Here is a 17,651-nt window from a genome sequence, read left to right as displayed (position 1 = left end):
GCGGGTCAGGCTGCGGCGGGAGCGGCGGCTGCGGTGCTGGTCTGGGCCGCCATCATGGCGGGCGGTGGTGGCGTGCCGGCCGACATGGTCAGCACTTCGTAGCCGGTTTCAGTGACCAGCACGGTGTGTTCCCACTGGGCGGACAGGCTGCGGTCCTTGGTTTTGATGGTCCAGCCGTCGTTCATTTCGCGGATCTCGCGGCGGCCGGCGTTGATCATCGGCTCGATGGTGAAGATCATGCCCGCTTTGAGCTCGTCCAAGGTGCCGGGACGGCCGTAGTGCAGGACCTGCGGTTCTTCGTGGAAGACCTTGCCGATGCCGTGGCCGCAGAACTCGCGCACCACGCTGTAGCCCGCTTTTTCGGCGTGCTGCTGGATCACGTGGCCGATGTCGCCCAAGTGCGCGCCGGGCTTGACCTTGGAGATGCCCAGCCACATGCACTCGTAAGTGATGTCGGACAGGCGCTTGGCCAGGATGGACGGTTCGCCGATGAAGAACATGCGGCTGTTGTCGCCGTGGTAGCCGTCCTTGATGACGGTGATGTCGAGGTTCACGACGTCGCCGTTTTTCAAGACCTTGTCGCCAGGGATGCCGTGGCAAATCACATCGTTGACGGAGGTGCAGATGGCCTTGGGGTAGGGCGTGTAGCCGGGCGGGCAATAGTTCAGCGGCGCCGGGATGGTGCCCTGCACGTTGACCATGTACTCGTGGCACAGGCGGTCGAGTTCACCGGTGGTGACGCCGGGTTTGACGAAGGGGGTGATGTAATCCAGCACTTCGGAGCCGAGGCGGCCGGCAACGCGCATGCCTTCGATGTCTTCGGCGGTATGGATGGTAATAGCCATGGGGTAGGTGATCTGTGAGAAGTGTATAGGTGAAATTATAAACGACGCACTACCTTCTGGCGGGATTCATGTGGCGCTGGGGCGATATGAGGCGCGGCCGGTGGTTGCTTATTTGACAATGCTCGATAGTGCACAGGACTGCCGTTAGTCTGATGATTCAAAATAAAAGGTGAGGGGCGTTTTGGTCTACGTGGTGCTAAGCCGTGGCCGCCATGGGCCGCCTGTGGCAAGATGGTGAACTTTCTTACTTGCGAGGATGGCAATATGCGCATATATGGTTTTTTCAGCGCGGTGCTGTGGCTGGCGCTGATTCCTATGATTGCGCGGGCGGCGGAAGCTGTGGCGCTGGAACCGCTGACTGCTATCCAGGTCGCGCCGCAAGTGTATTATTTCCAGGGCAGCGCCGGCATGGCGAGCGCGCAGAACAAGGGTTTCATGTCGAACGCGGGTTTCGTCGTCACGCGTGACGGTGTGGTGGTGTTCGATGCGCTGGCCACGCCGGCGCTGGGCGCAGCCATGCTGAAGGCGATTGCGCGCGTGACCACGCAGCCGGTGCGCAGGGTAGTGGTGAGCCATTATCACGCCGACCACTTCTACGGTCTGCAAGCCCTCAAGCGGCCCGGCGTTGAAATCTGGGCGCACAGCGCGGGCAAGGCCACGCTCGCATCCGATTTCACGCAGACCCGGCTCGCCGAGCGCCGGAGCTCGCTCGCACCCTGGGTGGACGATGCGACCCGGCTGGTGCCGGCGGACCGCTGGCTGGAATTCGGCAAGGACAAGGAGCTGAAGTTCGAACTGGGCGGCACGCGTTTCGTGCTACTGGACGTGAGCGGTGCACACTCGCCCGAGGATGTGATGCTTTATGTGGAAGACGCGCAGGTGCTGTTCGCGGGCGACTTGTTCTTCACCGGCCGCATACCCTTCGTGGGCGAGGCCGACAGCAATGCCTGGCTGCAGGCGCTGGCGCGCTTTCCGGCTGCCAGGGCGAAGGTGGTGATCCCGGGCCACGGCCCGGCGTCCACCAATCCGCAGGCCGATCTGGCGCTGACCACCAGCTATCTGCTCTATCTGCGCGAGCAGATGGGCAAGGCGGTGGCGGACATGCAGACCTTCGACGAGGCTTACCGGGCTGTGGACTGGAGCCGCTTTGAGCAGTATCCTGCATTCAAGGAGGCCAACCGCATCAATGCCTATGGCACGTATTTGCTGCTGGAACGCGAGAGCCTGGGCAAATAACAAGACAAATCAAGGAGAATCTTATGAAACTGATGCGATCGTTTGTGGCTGTGCTGTTCGCGCTGTTTGCCGTCACCGGCATGGCTGCTGCCCCAGTCAAGGTGGTTTATCACATTAGCAATAGCGATGTCGCTACCGGCGCGCTGAACAACATCCGCAACCACTTGAACGCCAGCCCGACGGCCAAGATCGTCGTGGTCACGCATGGTGCCGGCATCGATTTCCTGGTCGATGGCGCCAAGAACGCCAATGGCAATCCCTATGACATCCCGCTGCAGGAGCTGGCCGATCGCGGCGTTGAATTCCGCGTCTGCAAAAACACACTGGATGGCCGCAAGCTCGACAAGTCGAAAATGTGGGCTGACGTCAAAGTCGTGCCTTCCGGGGTGGCCGAAGTCGCGCGCCTGCAGGCAGAGGAAGGCTTTGTCTACTTGAAGCCATAGAAGTATCAGCCATGGGAATCGATAATCCGTAAATTAGCCCGCGAAGTATGGGTTCCCGCGTGCGCGAGAACGACAGATCCGGCCTGGACAAGGTGCCCTTAAAATGTGCGGTATATAATTGCTTTTCCTTCTAATGCATCACCGTCGATGAGATTTCCGTGGATAAGCGCTTAAGCAAAGAGCAGATGACTGAACTGTTCGAGGAAGTGTCGAACATCTTCTTTTTGCTGTCTGAACCGACACGCCTCAAGATCCTGCATAGCCTGTGCCATGGAGAGCGCGCCGTGGGCGACATCGTTGCCGAGATCGAGGCGAACCAGGCCAACGTGTCGCGCCAGCTCAATATGCTGTTCCGCGCCAAGATCCTGGCCCGCCGCAAGGAGGGCACCCAGGTCTACTACCGCATCGACGATCCCGCCACGCTGGGCATTTGCCAGGGCGTATGCGCCCGCGTCAGCGCCGATATCCTGGCGCGCAGCGTAAAGCAGCCGGAGCCGCGCCCCATCTTCGACAACGCCGAAGCTTGAAGCTGTGCTTTTTTGCTACATGGTCGAAAATTTCGTTACGTTAATATGCGTAAGTAGTCATATACTCCAGTTTAATGCAGTGAATAAGAACGAGGAGACGGCATGGCTGGCGAAGCACCGAAGGCGGGGCGTATCTTGCGCGCCCCCGAGAATTTCGTAGATGGCCAGCTGGCGCTGGACATCACCAGCAATGGCCTGGACGAGCGGCGCCGGGGTTTCCTGCGCAGGAGCTTCCTGGCTGCCGGCGCGGCCATGGCCAGCGGCACGGCGTTCGGGCAGACGGGCGGTGGCGACCCTGCCATCCTTAAGCTGCCGGAACATTCAACGTCGCTCGGCAAACCGGTGGCGAGCACGCCTTACGGCATGCCGTCGCGCTTTGAAGGTGCGCTGCAGCGGCGCGAGTCGCCGGGGCTGACCCGCGTGAGCGCGGCATCCGTATCGTTCACGCCTTTGCAAAGCCTGTTCGGCATCATCACTCCCAGCGGCCTGCATTTCGAGCGCCACCACCAGGGCTGGCATGACATCGACCCGGGCCAGCACCGCCTGATGGTGAATGGCCTGGTGCGCCAGCAAAAGGTCTACACCATGGACGACCTGATGCGCCTGCCGTCGGTGTCGCGCATGCATTTCATCGAGTGCGGCGCCAATACGGCTATGGAGTGGGGCAATGTGGCCGTGCCTTCGGTGCAGTATTCGCATGGCATGCTCAGTTGCAGCGAGTTCACCGGCGTGCCGCTCTCGGTGCTGCTGGACGACTGCGGCTACGACAAGAAGACGGCCCGTTTCGTACTGGCGGAAGGGGCCGACGGCTCCGGCATGACGCGCACCATCTCCATCGATCGCGCGCTGGACGACGTGCTGGTGGCCTGGGGCATGAACGGCGAGATGCTGCGTCCGGAGAACGGCTACCCGCTGCGCCTCGTGGTGCCGGGTGTGCAAGGCGTATCCTGGATTAAATGGCTGCGCCGCATCGAAGTGGGCGACCAGCCCTATGCCAGCAAGGACGAGGCGATCCACTATGTCGACGCGATGCCGGACGGGATGTACCGCCAATACACCTCCATCCAGGAGTGCAAGTCCGTGATCACCACGCCGTCTGCTGGGCAGCGGCTGCTCGATACGGGCTTCTACAATATCACCGGCCTTGCCTGGTCGGGGCGCGGCAAGATCCGGCGGGTGGACGTGTCCACCGACGGCGGCCGTAACTGGCGCACCGCGCGCCTGGAGTCGGCGGTGCTGTCCAAGTGTTTGACCCGGTTCAATATCGACTGGACCTGGGGCGGCGCGCCGGCGGTGCTGCAGGCCCGCGCCATCGACGAAACCGGCTATGTGCAGCCGAAGATCAACGAGCTACGTGCCGTACGCGGCACGCGCTCCATTTATCACAACAATGCCATCCAGTCGTGGCAAGTGGCAGCGTCCGGGGAGGTGTCGAATGTCCAGGTTTACTAAGGGCGCGCTGGCACTGCTATGCGTCGCCGCCTCGGGCGCGCTGCTGGCGGCGCCGCCTTACGCCAATGTGGGCCGCAGCGCCACGCCGCAGGAAGTGGCCGCGTGGGACATCGACGTGCGGCCGGATTTCAAGGGCCTGCCCAAGGGCTCGGGCAGCGTCGGCAAAGGCATCGAGGTATGGGAGGGTAAATGCGCTTCCTGCCATGGCACGTTCGGTGAATCCAACGAGGTGTTTACGCCCATTGTGGGCGGCACGACCAGGGACGATGTCAAGTCCGGCCGCGTGGCGTCGCTGCGCGACAACAAACAACCGCAGCGCAGCACGATGATGAAGGTGGCCACCGTGTCCACACTGTGGGACTATATCAACCGCGCCATGCCGTGGACCGCGCCGAAGACGCTCACCACCGAGGAGGTGTACGCGGTCACCGCTTACATCCTGAATATGGCGGATGTGGTCCCCGACGACTTTGTGCTGTCGGACCGGAATATCGCCGAAGTCCAGGGGCGTATGCCGAACCGCAAGGGCATGACGCAGGCGCACGGCATGTGGGACGTGAAGGGGAAGGGCGACGTGCGCAGCACCGCGTGCATGAGCAATTGCGGCGAGGTCAAGCTGCGCTCGGCGTTGCCTGCGGCGGCGCGCAATGTGCACGGGGATTTGTCGGCGCAGAACCGCAGCTTCGGCGCGGTGCGCGGCGTGGATACGACACAGCCAACGCCGGAAGCGGCGTTGGCTGGCGGGGCATTGCGTGGCAAGGCGCTGGTGGCTGGAGCAGCGAATTCGGCTGCCGCCGCAGGCTTGGCGCAGCTTGCGGCGCCCGCTGGCATGCAGGACGTTGCCAGGCTTGGCACTGGCACGCAGGCGGGCGCCAGAGGCGGTGCGGACACGCAGGACGGAGCCAAGTCAGGGACTGCGCCGCAGCAGCCACCAAAGGCGGGCGCAAGCCCGCAAGCACTGGCCAGGCAGAACGCTTGCATGGCTTGCCATGGCGTGGGCAACAAGATCGTGGGCCCGGCGCTGCGCGACATCGCAGCCAGGTACAAGAGCGACGCGGCGGCGGCGCAGCGGCTTGCGGCCAAGGTAAAGGCGGGCAGCACAGGCGCCTGGGGCCCTGTGCCGATGCCGGCGCAGGGCCATGTAAAGGATGAGGACATTGCAGCTATCGTCGGCTGGATTTTGGACGGCGCCAAGTAAGTGCGCCGCTTTTTTTAATTGGAGACAACTATGAATCAGAATCGACGGGATGCCCTGCGCATCGGTTCCATCCTCGGCCTGGCGATCACCGCAGGCTTGCTCAAGCCCAGCGACGTATTCGCCGCCGACTGGCAGGCCAGTGTGTTCGACGCCAAGACGCTGGACGCCGCATTGAAGGCCATGGGCGGCGACACTTTCGCCATCAGCAAGGACGTCGCCGTGACCGGTCCGGACATCGCTGAAAATGGCGCCGTGGTGCCGGTGACAGTGACGAGCAGCGTGCCGAACACCGAAATGATCGCCATCCTGGTGGAGAAGAACCCGAATCCGCTGTCGGCCAGCTTCAAGATCCCGGCCGGCACCGAGCCTTCGGTCAGCACCCGCGTCAAGATGGGCAGCACCTCGAACGTGCACGCGCTGGTCAAGGCGGACGGCAAATGGTACGTCGCCAGCAAGGAAATCAAGGTCACCCTCGGCGGCTGCGGCGGCTGATTAACCAAAATAAGGAGTCATGATGGGCAATCCGATGCGCATACGCGCCAACGCCACCGGCGACACCGTTGAAGTCAAGGTTCTGATCCGCCACGATATGGAAACCGGCCAACGCAAAGACCCGGCCGGCCAGCCGGTACCGGCGCACTTCATCCAGACCCTGGTCGCCACTTGCAATGACAAGGTCGTGCTCGACGCGCAGTTCGGCACCTCGGTGTCCAAAGATCCCTTCCTGTCGTTCAAATTCAAGGGCGGCGCCAAGGGCGACAAGGTCGTCATCAAATGGACCGACAACGAGGGCGACAGCCGCAGCGACGAGGTAGTGATAGCCTGATCCCGGCATCAAGTGGCGCAGACCACCCACCTAAAACGAACGGAGATGTCATGAAACGGACGAGCACCTACCTGATGGCCGCACTGGCCGTGTCCGCGCTGGGCACGGCGCTGGCGCAGACTTCGGCCACCGACGAAATCGCGAAGTACCGGCAACTGCTGGCTGACGGCAATCCCGCCGAGTTGTGGGAAATGCGCGGCGAAGAGCTCTGGAAGAAGCGGGAAGGCCCGCGCGAGGCCACGCTGGAGCAGTGCGATCTGGGCAAGGGGCCGGGCGTGCTGAAGGGCGCTTACGTTGAATTGCCACGCTACTTCAAGGACGTGAACAAGGTGATGGACCTGGAACAGCGGCTGGTGCATTGCCGCACCAGCTTGCAGGGCCTGACTCTGGAACAGGCAGTCAAGACGCCGTTCGGCTCCGCAGGCAACCAGTCGGATATCGAAGCGCTGGTCTCCTACATCACGGCGCAGTCGAAGGGCATGAAGATGGCGGTCTCCACCCGCCACCCGCAGGAAAAGGCGGCCTACGAAATCGGCAAGCAGATGTTCTTCTACCGTGGCGGCGCACACGATTTCGCCTGCGCGACCTGCCACTCGGCTAACGGCCAGCGCATACGCTTGCAGGAGCTGCCCAACATCCTGAACAAGGCCAACGCCCAGGCAGCCTACACCACCTGGCCCGCGTACCGCGTATCGCAGGGTGAAGTGCGCACCATGCAGCACCGCCTGAACGACTGCTTCCGCCAGCAACGCTTCCCGGAGCCGGTGTACGGTTCGGACCTGATCACGGCTTTGACCATGTTCCTGGCCAAGAACGCCGACGGCGGCACCTACAACGCACCGGCGCTGAAGCGCTAAGGAGACCAGCATGAAATACGGCTTATCGATACTGGCCTCGGTTGCGGCCTTCGGACTGACGGCGCAGCCGGCATTGGCTGCGGACTATGCAAAGCAAACCATGGACTTGATGAAGGCGGACTTCCGCTCCAAAGGCCCTGCCACGGTGGAAGGCGTGCTGCAGCAGGACGAGGCGCAGCATCTGTGCAGCGCCTATCCGGCACCTGACAAGCGGCCGAAGAAGCTCGCAGCCAAGCTGGAAGCGGAACAGCTCAAGCTGGTGAAGTACCCATCCGATGGCCAGTACATCGGCCGCTGGCAAGAGGGCGAGAAAATCGCCCAGAGCGGACGCGGCATGCAGTCGTCCGACAAGCCCGGCTCGCCGAACGGCGGCAATTGCTACGCCTGCCACCAGATCAGCAAGGCCGAGATTTCGTTCGGTAATATCGGCCCGTCGCTGTACCAGTACGGCAAGTTGCGCGGCCAGAGCGAGGGGATCGTGAAATACACCTGGGCCAAGTTGTATAACTCGCAGGCTTACAGCGCCTGCTCCAACATGCCGCGCTTCGGCCACAAAGGCATACTCGACGAGCAGCAGCTCAAGGATGTGATGGCGCTGCTGCTGGATCCGGCTTCCCCCGTCAATAAGGACTGAGCTCCATGGGCCTGAACCGACGCGATTTCATCCAGGTGCTGGGCATCGCCGCCGCCGGCGGCATGGCGCTCAACTCCAAGGGGGCGCTGGCCGCGCAATCGGCCGATGCGCTGTACGCCTTGCCGCGTTACGGCAACGTCCACTTCCTGCACTTCACCGACTGCCACGCGCAGCTCAAGCCGGTCTATTTCCGCGAGCCCAGCGTCAATCTCGGTTTCGGGGAAGCACAGGGCAGGATGCCGCACCTGGTGGGGGAACACCTGCTGCGCGCGGCGGGCTTGAAACCGAATACGCCGCAGGCCTACGCCTTCAGCAGCCTTCACTTCGAAAGCGCCGCCGCCACCTACGGCAAGGTGGGCGGCTTCGCGCACCTTGCCACGCTGGTCAAGCGCATGAAGGCATCGCGCCCGGGCGCCTTGCTGCTGGACGGCGGCGACACCTGGCAGGGTTCCGCCACGGCGCTGTGGACCAGGGGCCAGGACATGGTCGATGCCTGCCTTGCCCTGGGCGTGGACGTGATGACGGCGCACTGGGAAATGACGCTGGGCGACAAGCGGGTGCAGGAAATCGTCGACAAGGACTTCAAGGGCAAGGTCGATTTCGTGGCGCAGAACATCAAGACCAACGATTTCGGCGACCAGGTGTTCAGCCCTTACACGATGAAGGAGATGAACGGCGTGCAGGTGGCGGTGATAGGCCAGGCCTTTCCCTATACGCCCATCGCCAACCCGCGCTACTTCGTCCCCGACTGGAGCTTCGGCATCCAGGAGGAGAACATGCAGAAGACCGTCGATGAGGCCCGCGCCAAGGGCGCCAAGGTGGTGGTGCTCCTGTCGCACAACGGCATGGACGTGGACTTGAAGATGGCCTCGCGCGTGCGCGGCATCGACGCCATCATGGGCGGCCACACGCACGACGGCATGCCGGCGCCTGTCGTCGTCAGCAATGGCGGCGGCAAGACGCTGGTCACCAACGCCGGCAGCAACAGCAAATTCCTCGGCGTGCTGGACTTCGACGTGCGGGGCGGGCAGGTGCAGGGCTACCAGTATCGCTTGCTGCCGGTGTTCTCCAACATCCTGCCTGCGGACAAGGAGATGGACGCGCTGATCACACGCATCCGCGCGCCGTTCGAGGGCAAGCTCAATGAGCGCCTGGCGGTCACCGAAGGGACGCTGTACCGGCGAGGCAATTTCAACGGCAGCTTCGACCAGTTGATCGTCGACGCGCTGATGGACGTGAAGCAGGCTGAAATCGCCTTTTCGCCGGGCTTCCGCTGGGGGACGTCGCTGCTGCCGAACAGTCCTGTCCTGATGGAGCACCTGATGGACCAGACCGCCACCACGTATTCGCACACGACGGTATCCGAATTGAGCGGTGCCACGATCAAGACCATCATGGAAGACGTTGCCGACAATCTGTTCAATCCCGACCCGTACTACCAGCAGGGCGGCGACATGGTCAGGGTAGGCGGCATGACCTACGCCATCGACCCCAAGGCGAAGATGGGCGCGCGCATCCAGGATATGCGCTTGAACGGCAAGCCTATCGATGCGGCCAAGGTGTACAAGGTGGCCGGCTGGGCGCCGGTGGCCGAGGGCGCGAGCGGCGAACCGGTGTGGGACGTGGTCGGGACTTGGCTGCGCAGCCAGAAAACAATCAAGCCGCGCAAGCTGAACGCGCCCCGCCTGATCGGAGTGCAGGGCAATCCGGGCATGCTGGCGTGATGAATAAGATCGCAGCCCGTATGGCGGCTGGCCTGCTGGCGGCATCTCCGGCGCGCCGTCCGGCGATCTGGATGACAAGTGCGCGCGCGCCGGCCTCGATGCCGTTCTGGACGACTTGAACTTCTAATTGCGCCGCGCAGCCTTGCGCAGTTCACGGCCAGGCACTATTCTCGCTGTTTGCCAGCCCAATAGGACGCGCCCATGCGTAGCACCACTCGAATGACTGCCATTGTCCTGGCGGCGGTCTGCTGTCTCGCTGCTGCCGGATGCGCCTCGAGCGGGCAGGCGCGCCAACCGCAGGAGGCGCCAGCGGTGCGGCAGTCGCAAGTCCAGGCTCCCCGCACCAGTGGCAACGCCGCAGCCGGTATCACATGGTCACGCAAAGTCCATCCCGGCGTCACGGTAGCTGAAATCGAAGACGCCTTCGCCAGCGTCGCCGCTGAGGACAATATTCGCGCCGTCGGCGAATTGCCGCTCTCGAAGGAGTTGGAACTGCGCTCCGGCAAACCAGGAAAATTCCTCAAGGTTTATTCCTATTGCGACCCGGCTGCCGCCCGCGTCATGGTCGATTTCAACCCTTCGATGGCCGCGCTGCTGCCCTGCCGGATTTCGGTGGTCGAGCAGGAAGACGGACTGTGGATCTATACGATGGACATGGATATGTTGATTAACTTGCAAGGTAAGCTGCCTGTCCACGTCAGCGACACCGTGCAACGGGTGCGGGCGACCATATTGAAAATGCTGGAACGCGGCGCGCGCGGTGAGTTTTGAATTTCCGATATGTATAAAGTCTTTCACCGCTATGGACGTCGTGCTTTCAAAACTTCTTCCGCGGCACGTTCTGCCTCCGTCTCGGCCATGTGCTGGTCCGATAATGTCAGGTCTGCCGAAACGCGCCGCTTTGGGTAGACGTTAATCATATGCATCGGGTTGGCGGAAGGGGCGAATATTGAAACGTACGCTCCCCAGAGCGTAGTCCCCTCCAATAACTCGCCGGTGAACTCAACCTCATAGCCGTCAATGATTTTGGTAGGCATAACCTTGGCCTTCTACATCCCCTATTCTTGCTATTTTGATCATCGTGTCCAAGTAAAGAATATAACAGGATTCGTCGGCGGGGCCGCAGGTTGAGCTCCGCACGCTCGCCCTGTTCAAGGAAAAAACGCCGCGGCCCGTTTCCGGTGCCGCGGCGCTCATTGCCTGCGTCAGGGACGTGCCGCTCAGTTGGTATAGATCAGGCCGCGACCAGTACCGCTGAAGTAGATGCGCCCGTAGGTGTTCCAGTCGCCCGCCATGACCTCGATACCGCCGTACTGGTGCGTATCATCGTTGTAGCGCGTCCAGGTCGCACCGCCATCGTCGGATTGGTAGATGCCCCACACGCCATTCCTCGTGCCCACGACATAGATCGCGGCCGAGTACGGAGCGCCGGTCTGTGCCTTGCCCAGGGCAATGGTGCTGGCCCCTTGTACCTTCTCCGTCATGCTGGTGCCCGCGATCGACGCGAAGCCGTTCAGCTTGGTCCAGCTCGTACCCGAGTTGGTCGAGTGGTACACAGTGTCGCCGTCGGTCAGCCAGATGTCGCCCTCGACGTTGGGGTTGACCGCAATCGACGTGAGCCTATAGGCGTTGGGGGCCAGGTTCGCCGACACCGAGCCCTGGCTCAGCGTGAAGTTGTGGCCGCCATCGGTCGAGACGTAGACCTTGCCCGCCGGGCCCCAGAATGCGCCACCCGAATCGTAGGCATAGACCTTGGTCGGATTCTTCCGGTCGACGACCAGGCGATAGCCGTTATCCCAGCCGGGGGCGGCTGGTGCCGGCAGATTGGTCGCGGTCCAGCTCGCGCCATTGTTCGTGGTGTACGATGGCACCGAATTGGCCGGCGCCCAGATCACGTTGTTGCGGGACGTGGTCGCGATACTCCCGGTGGCGCCATGGTTCGCTGCCGCGCCCGCGGGCAGGGTCGCGAAGTTCGACCATGAGACGCCGCTGTCGCCGGACCAGAAGCCGAAGACGGTTGAGGTTCCATGGTTGATGCCGCTACCGACGATATAACTCGGATCAGACCACAGGACGTCGGCGTAGTTGCCATTGTTCCAGTCGGAAAGAGGGCCCCTGTTCGGCGTCGTCGCGAGGTCGGTCTGGACCCATGTCCCGATGTCGCCCGCGCTGTTGACGAACTTGTACGGCGCGCCGGCCGGCGGCGTGACGATGGCCAGGGTGGCGGTCTCCTCGAGGTTGTTGTTCGGGAAGTCCCAGCTCGGCGTGGCCGACGACGCGTTCCAGGTTTCCCAGACGCCGCCGCCGGTGACGTGCATGATGTGGTCGCGGTTGGCCGGATCGATCTCGATGTCGTCGATCCAGCCCCAGAACTGTCCGCCGTAATGCACCATGCCGCCTGCGATTTCGCGCCAGGTACTGCCGCCGTTGTCGGACAGCTGGACGACAGGGCCGGCGGAGCTCCAGGTCCCGGTCACGGCCAGCGCGATACGGGCCGTCGAGCCGGTGCCGGACACGGACACGCCGCCGTAGCCGCCGCCGGTCGTGATGCTGGAGAGCTGGGTCCAGGACTCGTTGCCGCTCACGCCACCGAACTTGTAGAGGTAACCGGGACCGCCGGCGCCTTCGCCGGCGTTCTTGTTGAATACCACATAGTAAGCGCCGTCGCCGGTACGCACCATGTGCGGAACATAGTAGCCGGACACGGTCGACGGGACCGACACCGGCGTCCATGAAAAGCCGCCGTTGACAGACTTGTACAGGGTCGAGGTCAGGCCCGCCACCTGGCCGTAGTCCGGTGCGACGGCGGCATACATGATCCAGGTCGTCGCGCCGCCACCCACGTTCGAGTTGTCGAACATGATCTGCTCGACGCCCTTCACGGCGCCGATGGCCTGGATCTGGGCGCCCGTGAGCACCGTGCTCGACAGACTCGTCTGGGTCCACGTCTGACCCGAGTTCGTGCTCTTCCACAGGCCCGCCGTGCGCGAGGCGTAGAACATGGTCGACGGATTGGTGGGATCGAGCTTCAGGCGTTCGCCGATGGCCCGGCCGCCTTCATTGCCACCCACCGGGAAAGGCAGGTCGTAGTGCGTCCACGTGTTGCCGCGGTTGCTGGAGGCATAGATACGGCCGTTAGCCGGGTTGCCGCCGCCGTCTTTCGTGTACATGCCTGCGACCAGGTAGACGAGCTGGTCGTTGGCCGGATCGAGGCCGATGCTTTCGACGCCGTGGTACCGGCTCTCGCCCGAGTTGAAACCGATACCGTCGGTGATGGGCGTCCACGACCCGTTGGAATTATTCCAGCGGTAAGCGCCGCCGATATCGGTGCGAGCGTACATGAGGCCCGCAGTCGTCGGATGGTAGGTGAGGCCGGTGACGTAGCCGCCGCCGGCCCATTTCACGCTGGTCCAGCTGGTGGGCGGCGCGCCGCCCATGGCGAGGCGGGCGCCCGGCGCCGGGCTGGCAGCGCCGCTGTCGGCGCCGCCGCTGCAGCCGGCCAGCATGCCGGCCAAAATGCCGGCCAACAGGATAGGGATGACGAGCTTGACGTTATATGTCGGTTTCAAATTGTGCTCCTCCAGTAATGGATGATAGGTTTGAATATGCCGGTATGGCCGGCAGCGCTGCGCCGGACCATGTCCGGCGCAAATTCGCCATCGGGGAACCCAGTATAGGAAGTGCGGATTGTTTTCAATATATTGAAATCACCAGGAACCTGTATGATTTGACTCAAGCGTTGTAATGCAAGCTCGTGCAGCCTCGTCCGGTAATTTTTTTGATATGGCTTATTGACGGCCAGGCGTTGAAGATGTTCTGCTGCGCAGACTCAAGGCTTTTAAATGTGACGTGCTTTTATGACAGCCGTCCGAACGTCAGGAACAGCCAGGCAGCCGTGATGACGACCATGCCGGAAATCGTCAGGCAGGACCAGGTGAAGAACCAGGCCGACAGCAAGGTGGCCTGCAGCACGCGCTCGAGCACGAAGCCCAGCGCGAAGTCGAACGCGGCCATGACCGACCACCGCCGCAGGTAGACCGGCAGATAGCGGCTCATGAACCGGTTGTGCTGGAGCGCGGCGTGGCGCTCGAACAGGTTGCGCGCAGCGCTCACGTCCCGGAACAGCCAGTCGAAGAACATGAAACGGTAGAGCAGGGTCCTGAATGGCATGGACGGGCTTTCCTGCCCGTCTTGCTGCGGCGCGTCCTGAGTCATGTGTCCTCCAATGGATTTGAAGTTCGGCATGTACCGACCGTGACCTCAGCGTATCACGAAGCTGGCCGCGCGGCCAAAGTTCGCTTGGCGGGCCGGCGCGGCCCAGGAAATCTTGCGGATACAACATACATTGCATCGAAAGCAAGCTTTATGGGGCGTAAAGCGTTGCTGGGCTTGCTCAAAACGGTGTTTTCAGAGTAGAATCTCGGGTTGCTTGAATTCGGTTTTGAGCAATGCTGTGAATCCATAAATTTTTTAAACGCGAATCCGATCGCCAAGGGTGCCTGTCACAGGGTGACTGGTCGGATTCCAGACCCAAACCCTGGAGCTAATATGTCCGTAACTATGCGTGAAATGCTGGAAGCCGGTGTCCACTTCGGTCACCAAACCCGTTTCTGGAACCCTAAGATGGCACCGTTCATCTTCGGTCACCGCAACAAAATCCACATCATCAACCTGGAAAAAACCATGGGGATGTACCAGGAGGCGATGAAGCACATTCGTCAACTGGCTTCGAACCGTGGCACCATCCTGATGGTGGGCACCAAGCGTCAAGCGCGCGAAATCATCGCCGCTGAAGCTGCACGTGCCGGCGTTCCTTTCGTTGACCAGCGTTGGCTGGGCGGCATGCTGACCAACTTCAAAACGATCAAGACCTCGATCAAGCGCCTGAAAGACATGGAAGCTCAGATCGAAGACGGTTCCGTTGAGAAGCTGTCGAAAAAAGAAGCGCTGATGTTCAGCCGCGAGATGATCAAGCTGCAAAAATCCATCGGCGGCATCAAGGACATGGGCGGCGTTCCTGACGCAATCTTCGTCGTGGACGTTGGCTACCATAAAGGCGCCATCACCGAAGCCGCTAAACTGGGCATCCCAGTCATCGGCGTGGTCGATACCAACCACTCCCCAGAAGGCGTAACCTACGTCATTCCAGGCAACGACGACTCCTCGAAAGCGATCATGCTGTACGCTCGTGGTGTGGCCGACGCGATCATCGAAGGCCGTGCCAACTCGGCAGCCGACGTGCTGGAAACGATCAAGACCGCATCTGGCGACGAGTTCGTAGAAGTCAGCGAACAAGCCTAATTGGCCGCCTGTCGCAAGACGGGCAACCATGCAGCAAATCAGCAGTTTAAAAGGGGTGGCTCCAGCTCCCCCTTTTTTTTAACGACAGCGTGTGGGCGTGCGGGCTTCCGAGCCACCCCATACCAACTCACCGAACACACAGGAGAATTACATGGCAGCTATTACTGCAGCGATGGTAGGCGAACTGCGCGCGAAAACCGACGCGCCAATGATGGAATGCAAAAAAGCTCTGACCGAAGCCGAAGGCAATATGGACAAAGCGGAAGAGCTGCTGCGCGTTAAGCTGGGCGGCAAAGCTTCCAAGGCATCCTCGCGCATCACCGCCGAAGGCGTGGTGGCAACCTACATCGCCAACGGCGTCGGCGCCCTGATCGAAGTGAACTCCGAGACCGACTTCGTAGCGAAAAACGACGACTTCCTGAACCTGGCGAACACCGCCGCCCGTATGGTTGCTGAAAACAATCCAGCCGACGTGGCAGCCCTGCTGGCCCTGCCTGCCGCCGACGGCAAGACCCTGGACGAAGTGCGCGCTGCCCTGATCGGCAAAATCGGCGAAAACATGTCGATCCGCCGCTTCCAGCGTTTCGAAACCACCGCCAAGCTGGCGTCCTACCTGCACGGCACCCGCATCGGCGTCATGGTCGAGTTCGAAGGCGCGGACGACCAGGTCGGTAAAGACGTGGCCATGCACATCGCCGCCATGAAGCCGGTGTCGCTGTCGGCTGACCAGGTGCCAGCTGAACTGATCGCCAAAGAGCGCTCGGTTGCCCAGGCGAAGGCGGACGAAGATGCAGCCCAGGCCGCAGCCGCCGGCAAGCCAGCCCAGTCGGCTGAGATCGTTGCCAAGCGTCTGGAAGGTTCCGTGCAGAAGTACCTGAAAGAGGTATCGCTGCTGAACCAGGCTTTCGTGAAGAACGACAAGCAAACCATCGAAGCCATGCTGAAAGCCAACAACGCATCCGTGAAAGCATTCACGATGTACGTGGTCGGCGAAGGCATCGAGAAGAAGCAGGACGATTTCGCTGCGGAAGTCGCAGCGCAAATGGCTGCCTCCAAAGGCGCATAATTGAAAAGCGGGCCGGAAGGCCCGTTTTTTTAAGTGCGGCTTAAGTAGAGCTTAAGCCGCCAGCAAGCTTTAGCCATCCGTTTGCCCGCAAGCGAATGGCGCAATACCCGGCGGCGCAGGTATGATGCTGTTTTCATACGGTTTGTGCGCCGCCAGCCTCACCCGAATAAAAACCCAACTAAGGAGCCCCAGCTCATGTCAAAACCAGCCTACAAGCGCGTCCTCCTCAAATTGTCCGGTGAAGCTCTGATGGGCGACGATGCCTACGGCATCAACCGCGGCACGATCGAGCGCATGGTGGCCGACGTGGCCGAGGTCGCGAAACTGGGCGTGGAACTGGCGGTCGTGATCGGCGGCGGCAACATCTTCCGCGGCGTCGCGCCCGGCGCCCAAGGCATGGACCGCGCCACCGCGGACTACATGGGCATGCTGGCCACCGTGATGAACGCGCTGGCCCTGGCCGACGCCATGAAGCACGCCGGCGTGACCGCGCGCGTGATGTCGGCCATCGGCATCGACCAGGTGGTCGAGCCTTATGTGCGCCCGAAAGCGCTGCAATACCTGGAAGAGGGCAAGGTTGTCGTGTTCGCCGCAGGCACCGGCAATCCCTTCTTCACCACCGACACCGCCGCCGCCCTGCGCGGCTCGGAAATCAGCGCCGAAATCGTGCTGAAGGCCACCAAGGTGGACGGCGTGTACACCGCCGACCCGAAAAAAGACCCGAACGCGACCCTGTTCCACACCATCACGTTCGACGAAGCCATCGCCAAGCACCTGCAGGTGATGGATGCGACCGCATTCGCGCTGTGCCGCGACCAGAAACTGCCGATCAAAGTGTTCTCCATCACCAAGCCGGGCGCGCTGATGCGCGTCATCATGGGCGAGGATGAAGGTACACTGGTTCACGTTTAACATTCCCCAAGTAATTGCATACAGGAGCACAGCATGTCCGTAGCTGACGTAAAGAAAAGCGCCCAAGACCGCATGGTCAAGTCGATCGAGACGCTGCGTGGCGATCTGGCCAAGGTCCGTACCGGCCGCGCCCATACCGGCATCCTCGACCACGTGACGGTCGATTACTACGGCAATCCAACGCCGATCAGCCAGGTGGCCAACCTGACGCTGGTCGACGCGCGCACCATCGGTGTGCAGCCGTTCGAGAAGAAGATGGCTGCCGCCATCGAGAAAGCCATCCGCGACGCCGACCTGGGCCTGAACCCGTCGTCGCAGGGCGACCAGATCCGCGTGCCGACCCCGGCCCTGACCGAAGAGCGCCGTAAGGAAATGGTGAAACTGGTCAAGAGCGAAGCCGAAGACGCGAAAATCGCCGTGCGCAACATCCGCCGCGACGCCAACGAGACGATGAAGAAACTGGTCAAGGACAAGGCCATCTCGGAAGACGACGAGCGCCGCGGTTCGGACGAAGTGCAGAAACTGACCGACAAGTTCATCGCCGACATCGACAAGATGGTTGTTGATAAAGAGAAGGAAGTGCTGACCGTATAAGGTTCAGTTCGGTTACAGTTCGGGTACTGCACATAG

Annotated in this window: 19 protein-coding genes; 15 read left to right on the top strand and 4 right to left on the bottom strand. The window is 61.9% G+C overall.

What is annotated here, in order from left to right; all coding sequences use genetic code 11:
- Positions 1-5: 5 nt before the first annotated feature.
- Positions 6-845, bottom strand: coding sequence for a type I methionyl aminopeptidase (map, locus tag ACSQ8Y_RS10855; protein WP_436266468.1), 840 nt, complete (start codon positions 843-845; stop codon positions 6-8).
- Positions 846-1,109: 264 nt separating this feature from the next.
- Here map and ACSQ8Y_RS10850 point away from each other — a divergent pair, with 264 nt between their 5' ends.
- The 11 genes from ACSQ8Y_RS10850 (at position 1,110) to ACSQ8Y_RS10800 (ending at position 10,513) form a co-directional block, all read left to right on the top strand.
- Entirely contained in the window at positions 1,110-2,081 is a 972-nt protein-coding gene (locus tag ACSQ8Y_RS10850; RefSeq protein WP_436266467.1) for an MBL fold metallo-hydrolase, read from the top strand.
- A 29-nt stretch (positions 2,082-2,110) separates the two neighbouring features.
- A complete protein-coding gene (locus ACSQ8Y_RS10845) occupies positions 2,111-2,524 on the top strand; it encodes a DsrE family protein (RefSeq protein WP_436269803.1) in 414 nt (137 codons plus the stop codon).
- A gap of 158 nt (positions 2,525-2,682) precedes the next feature.
- Complete coding sequence (locus ACSQ8Y_RS10840; RefSeq protein ID WP_436266466.1) at positions 2,683-3,051, top strand: ArsR/SmtB family transcription factor; 369 nt, start codon at positions 2,683-2,685, stop codon at positions 3,049-3,051.
- 102 nt (positions 3,052-3,153) lie between these two features.
- Positions 3,154-4,503 (top strand): sulfite dehydrogenase, encoded by a 1,350-nt coding sequence (soxC, locus tag ACSQ8Y_RS10835; RefSeq protein ID WP_436266465.1) that lies wholly within the window; start codon positions 3,154-3,156, stop codon positions 4,501-4,503.
- Positions 4,487-5,701: a c-type cytochrome gene (locus ACSQ8Y_RS10830; protein ID WP_436266464.1), complete on the top strand. Its 1,215-nt coding sequence runs from the start codon at positions 4,487-4,489 to the stop codon at positions 5,699-5,701. Before soxC ends, ACSQ8Y_RS10830 begins: the two co-directional genes overlap by 17 nt.
- Before the next feature lie 30 nt (positions 5,702-5,731).
- The gene (gene soxY, locus ACSQ8Y_RS10825) at positions 5,732-6,193 is read left to right on the top strand and encodes a thiosulfate oxidation carrier protein SoxY (protein WP_436266463.1); all 462 of its coding nucleotides are present in this window, start codon (positions 5,732-5,734) and stop codon (positions 6,191-6,193) included.
- Between the two features lie 22 nt (positions 6,194-6,215).
- On the top strand, positions 6,216-6,527 hold the full coding sequence (gene soxZ / locus ACSQ8Y_RS10820; protein WP_436269802.1) for a thiosulfate oxidation carrier complex protein SoxZ: 312 nt from the start codon (positions 6,216-6,218) through the stop codon (positions 6,525-6,527).
- Between the two features lie 74 nt (positions 6,528-6,601).
- A complete protein-coding gene (gene soxA / locus ACSQ8Y_RS10815; RefSeq protein WP_436269801.1) occupies positions 6,602-7,384 on the top strand; it encodes a sulfur oxidation c-type cytochrome SoxA in 783 nt (260 codons plus the stop codon).
- 10 nt (positions 7,385-7,394) lie between these two features.
- Positions 7,395-8,018 carry a sulfur oxidation c-type cytochrome SoxX gene (gene soxX / locus ACSQ8Y_RS10810; protein ID WP_436266462.1) on the top strand — a complete coding sequence of 208 codons (624 nt, stop codon included), beginning with the start codon at positions 7,395-7,397 and terminating at the stop codon, positions 8,016-8,018.
- A gap of 5 nt (positions 8,019-8,023) precedes the next feature.
- Positions 8,024-9,742, top strand: a complete 1,719-nt coding sequence (gene soxB / locus ACSQ8Y_RS10805) for a thiosulfohydrolase SoxB (protein WP_436266461.1) — start codon at positions 8,024-8,026, stop codon at positions 9,740-9,742.
- A gap of 201 nt (positions 9,743-9,943) precedes the next feature.
- Positions 9,944-10,513 (top strand): DUF302 domain-containing protein, encoded by a 570-nt coding sequence (locus ACSQ8Y_RS10800; protein ID WP_436266460.1) that lies wholly within the window; start codon positions 9,944-9,946, stop codon positions 10,511-10,513.
- Positions 10,514-10,542: 29 nt separating this feature from the next.
- Here ACSQ8Y_RS10800 and ACSQ8Y_RS10795 read toward each other — a convergent pair whose 3' ends face one another.
- The 3 genes from ACSQ8Y_RS10795 to ACSQ8Y_RS10785 all read right to left on the bottom strand — a co-directional run bounded on the left by ACSQ8Y_RS10795 (position 10,543) and on the right by ACSQ8Y_RS10785 (position 13,957).
- Entirely contained in the window at positions 10,543-10,779 is a 237-nt protein-coding gene (locus ACSQ8Y_RS10795) for a hypothetical protein (protein ID WP_436266459.1), read from the bottom strand.
- A gap of 183 nt (positions 10,780-10,962) precedes the next feature.
- The gene (locus ACSQ8Y_RS10790) at positions 10,963-13,311 is read right to left on the bottom strand and encodes a dockerin (protein WP_436266458.1); all 2,349 of its coding nucleotides are present in this window, start codon (positions 13,309-13,311) and stop codon (positions 10,963-10,965) included.
- Positions 13,312-13,597: 286 nt separating this feature from the next.
- A complete protein-coding gene (locus tag ACSQ8Y_RS10785) occupies positions 13,598-13,957 on the bottom strand; it encodes a hypothetical protein (RefSeq protein WP_436266457.1) in 360 nt (119 codons plus the stop codon).
- 333 nt (positions 13,958-14,290) lie between these two features.
- Here ACSQ8Y_RS10785 and rpsB point away from each other — a divergent pair, with 333 nt between their 5' ends.
- The 4 genes from rpsB to frr all read left to right on the top strand — a co-directional run bounded on the left by rpsB (position 14,291) and on the right by frr (position 17,615).
- Complete coding sequence (rpsB, locus tag ACSQ8Y_RS10780; protein ID WP_436266456.1) at positions 14,291-15,043, top strand: 30S ribosomal protein S2; 753 nt, start codon at positions 14,291-14,293, stop codon at positions 15,041-15,043.
- A 151-nt stretch (positions 15,044-15,194) separates the two neighbouring features.
- Complete coding sequence (tsf, locus tag ACSQ8Y_RS10775) at positions 15,195-16,109, top strand: translation elongation factor Ts (RefSeq protein WP_436266455.1); 915 nt, start codon at positions 15,195-15,197, stop codon at positions 16,107-16,109.
- A gap of 195 nt (positions 16,110-16,304) precedes the next feature.
- Positions 16,305-17,021, top strand: coding sequence for a UMP kinase (gene pyrH, locus ACSQ8Y_RS10770; RefSeq protein WP_436266454.1), 717 nt, complete (start codon positions 16,305-16,307; stop codon positions 17,019-17,021).
- Between the two features lie 33 nt (positions 17,022-17,054).
- On the top strand, positions 17,055-17,615 hold the full coding sequence (gene frr, locus ACSQ8Y_RS10765) for a ribosome recycling factor (RefSeq protein WP_436266453.1): 561 nt from the start codon (positions 17,055-17,057) through the stop codon (positions 17,613-17,615).
- Positions 17,616-17,651 lie beyond the last annotated feature (36 nt).

The sequence above is a fragment of the Pseudoduganella sp. LjRoot289 genome, assembly GCF_964252925.1.
Lineage (GTDB): Bacteria > Pseudomonadota > Gammaproteobacteria > Burkholderiales > Burkholderiaceae_D > Rugamonas.
Note: the sequence above shows the minus strand (reverse complement) of the source record. Positions and strands in the feature narration are given on the sequence as shown.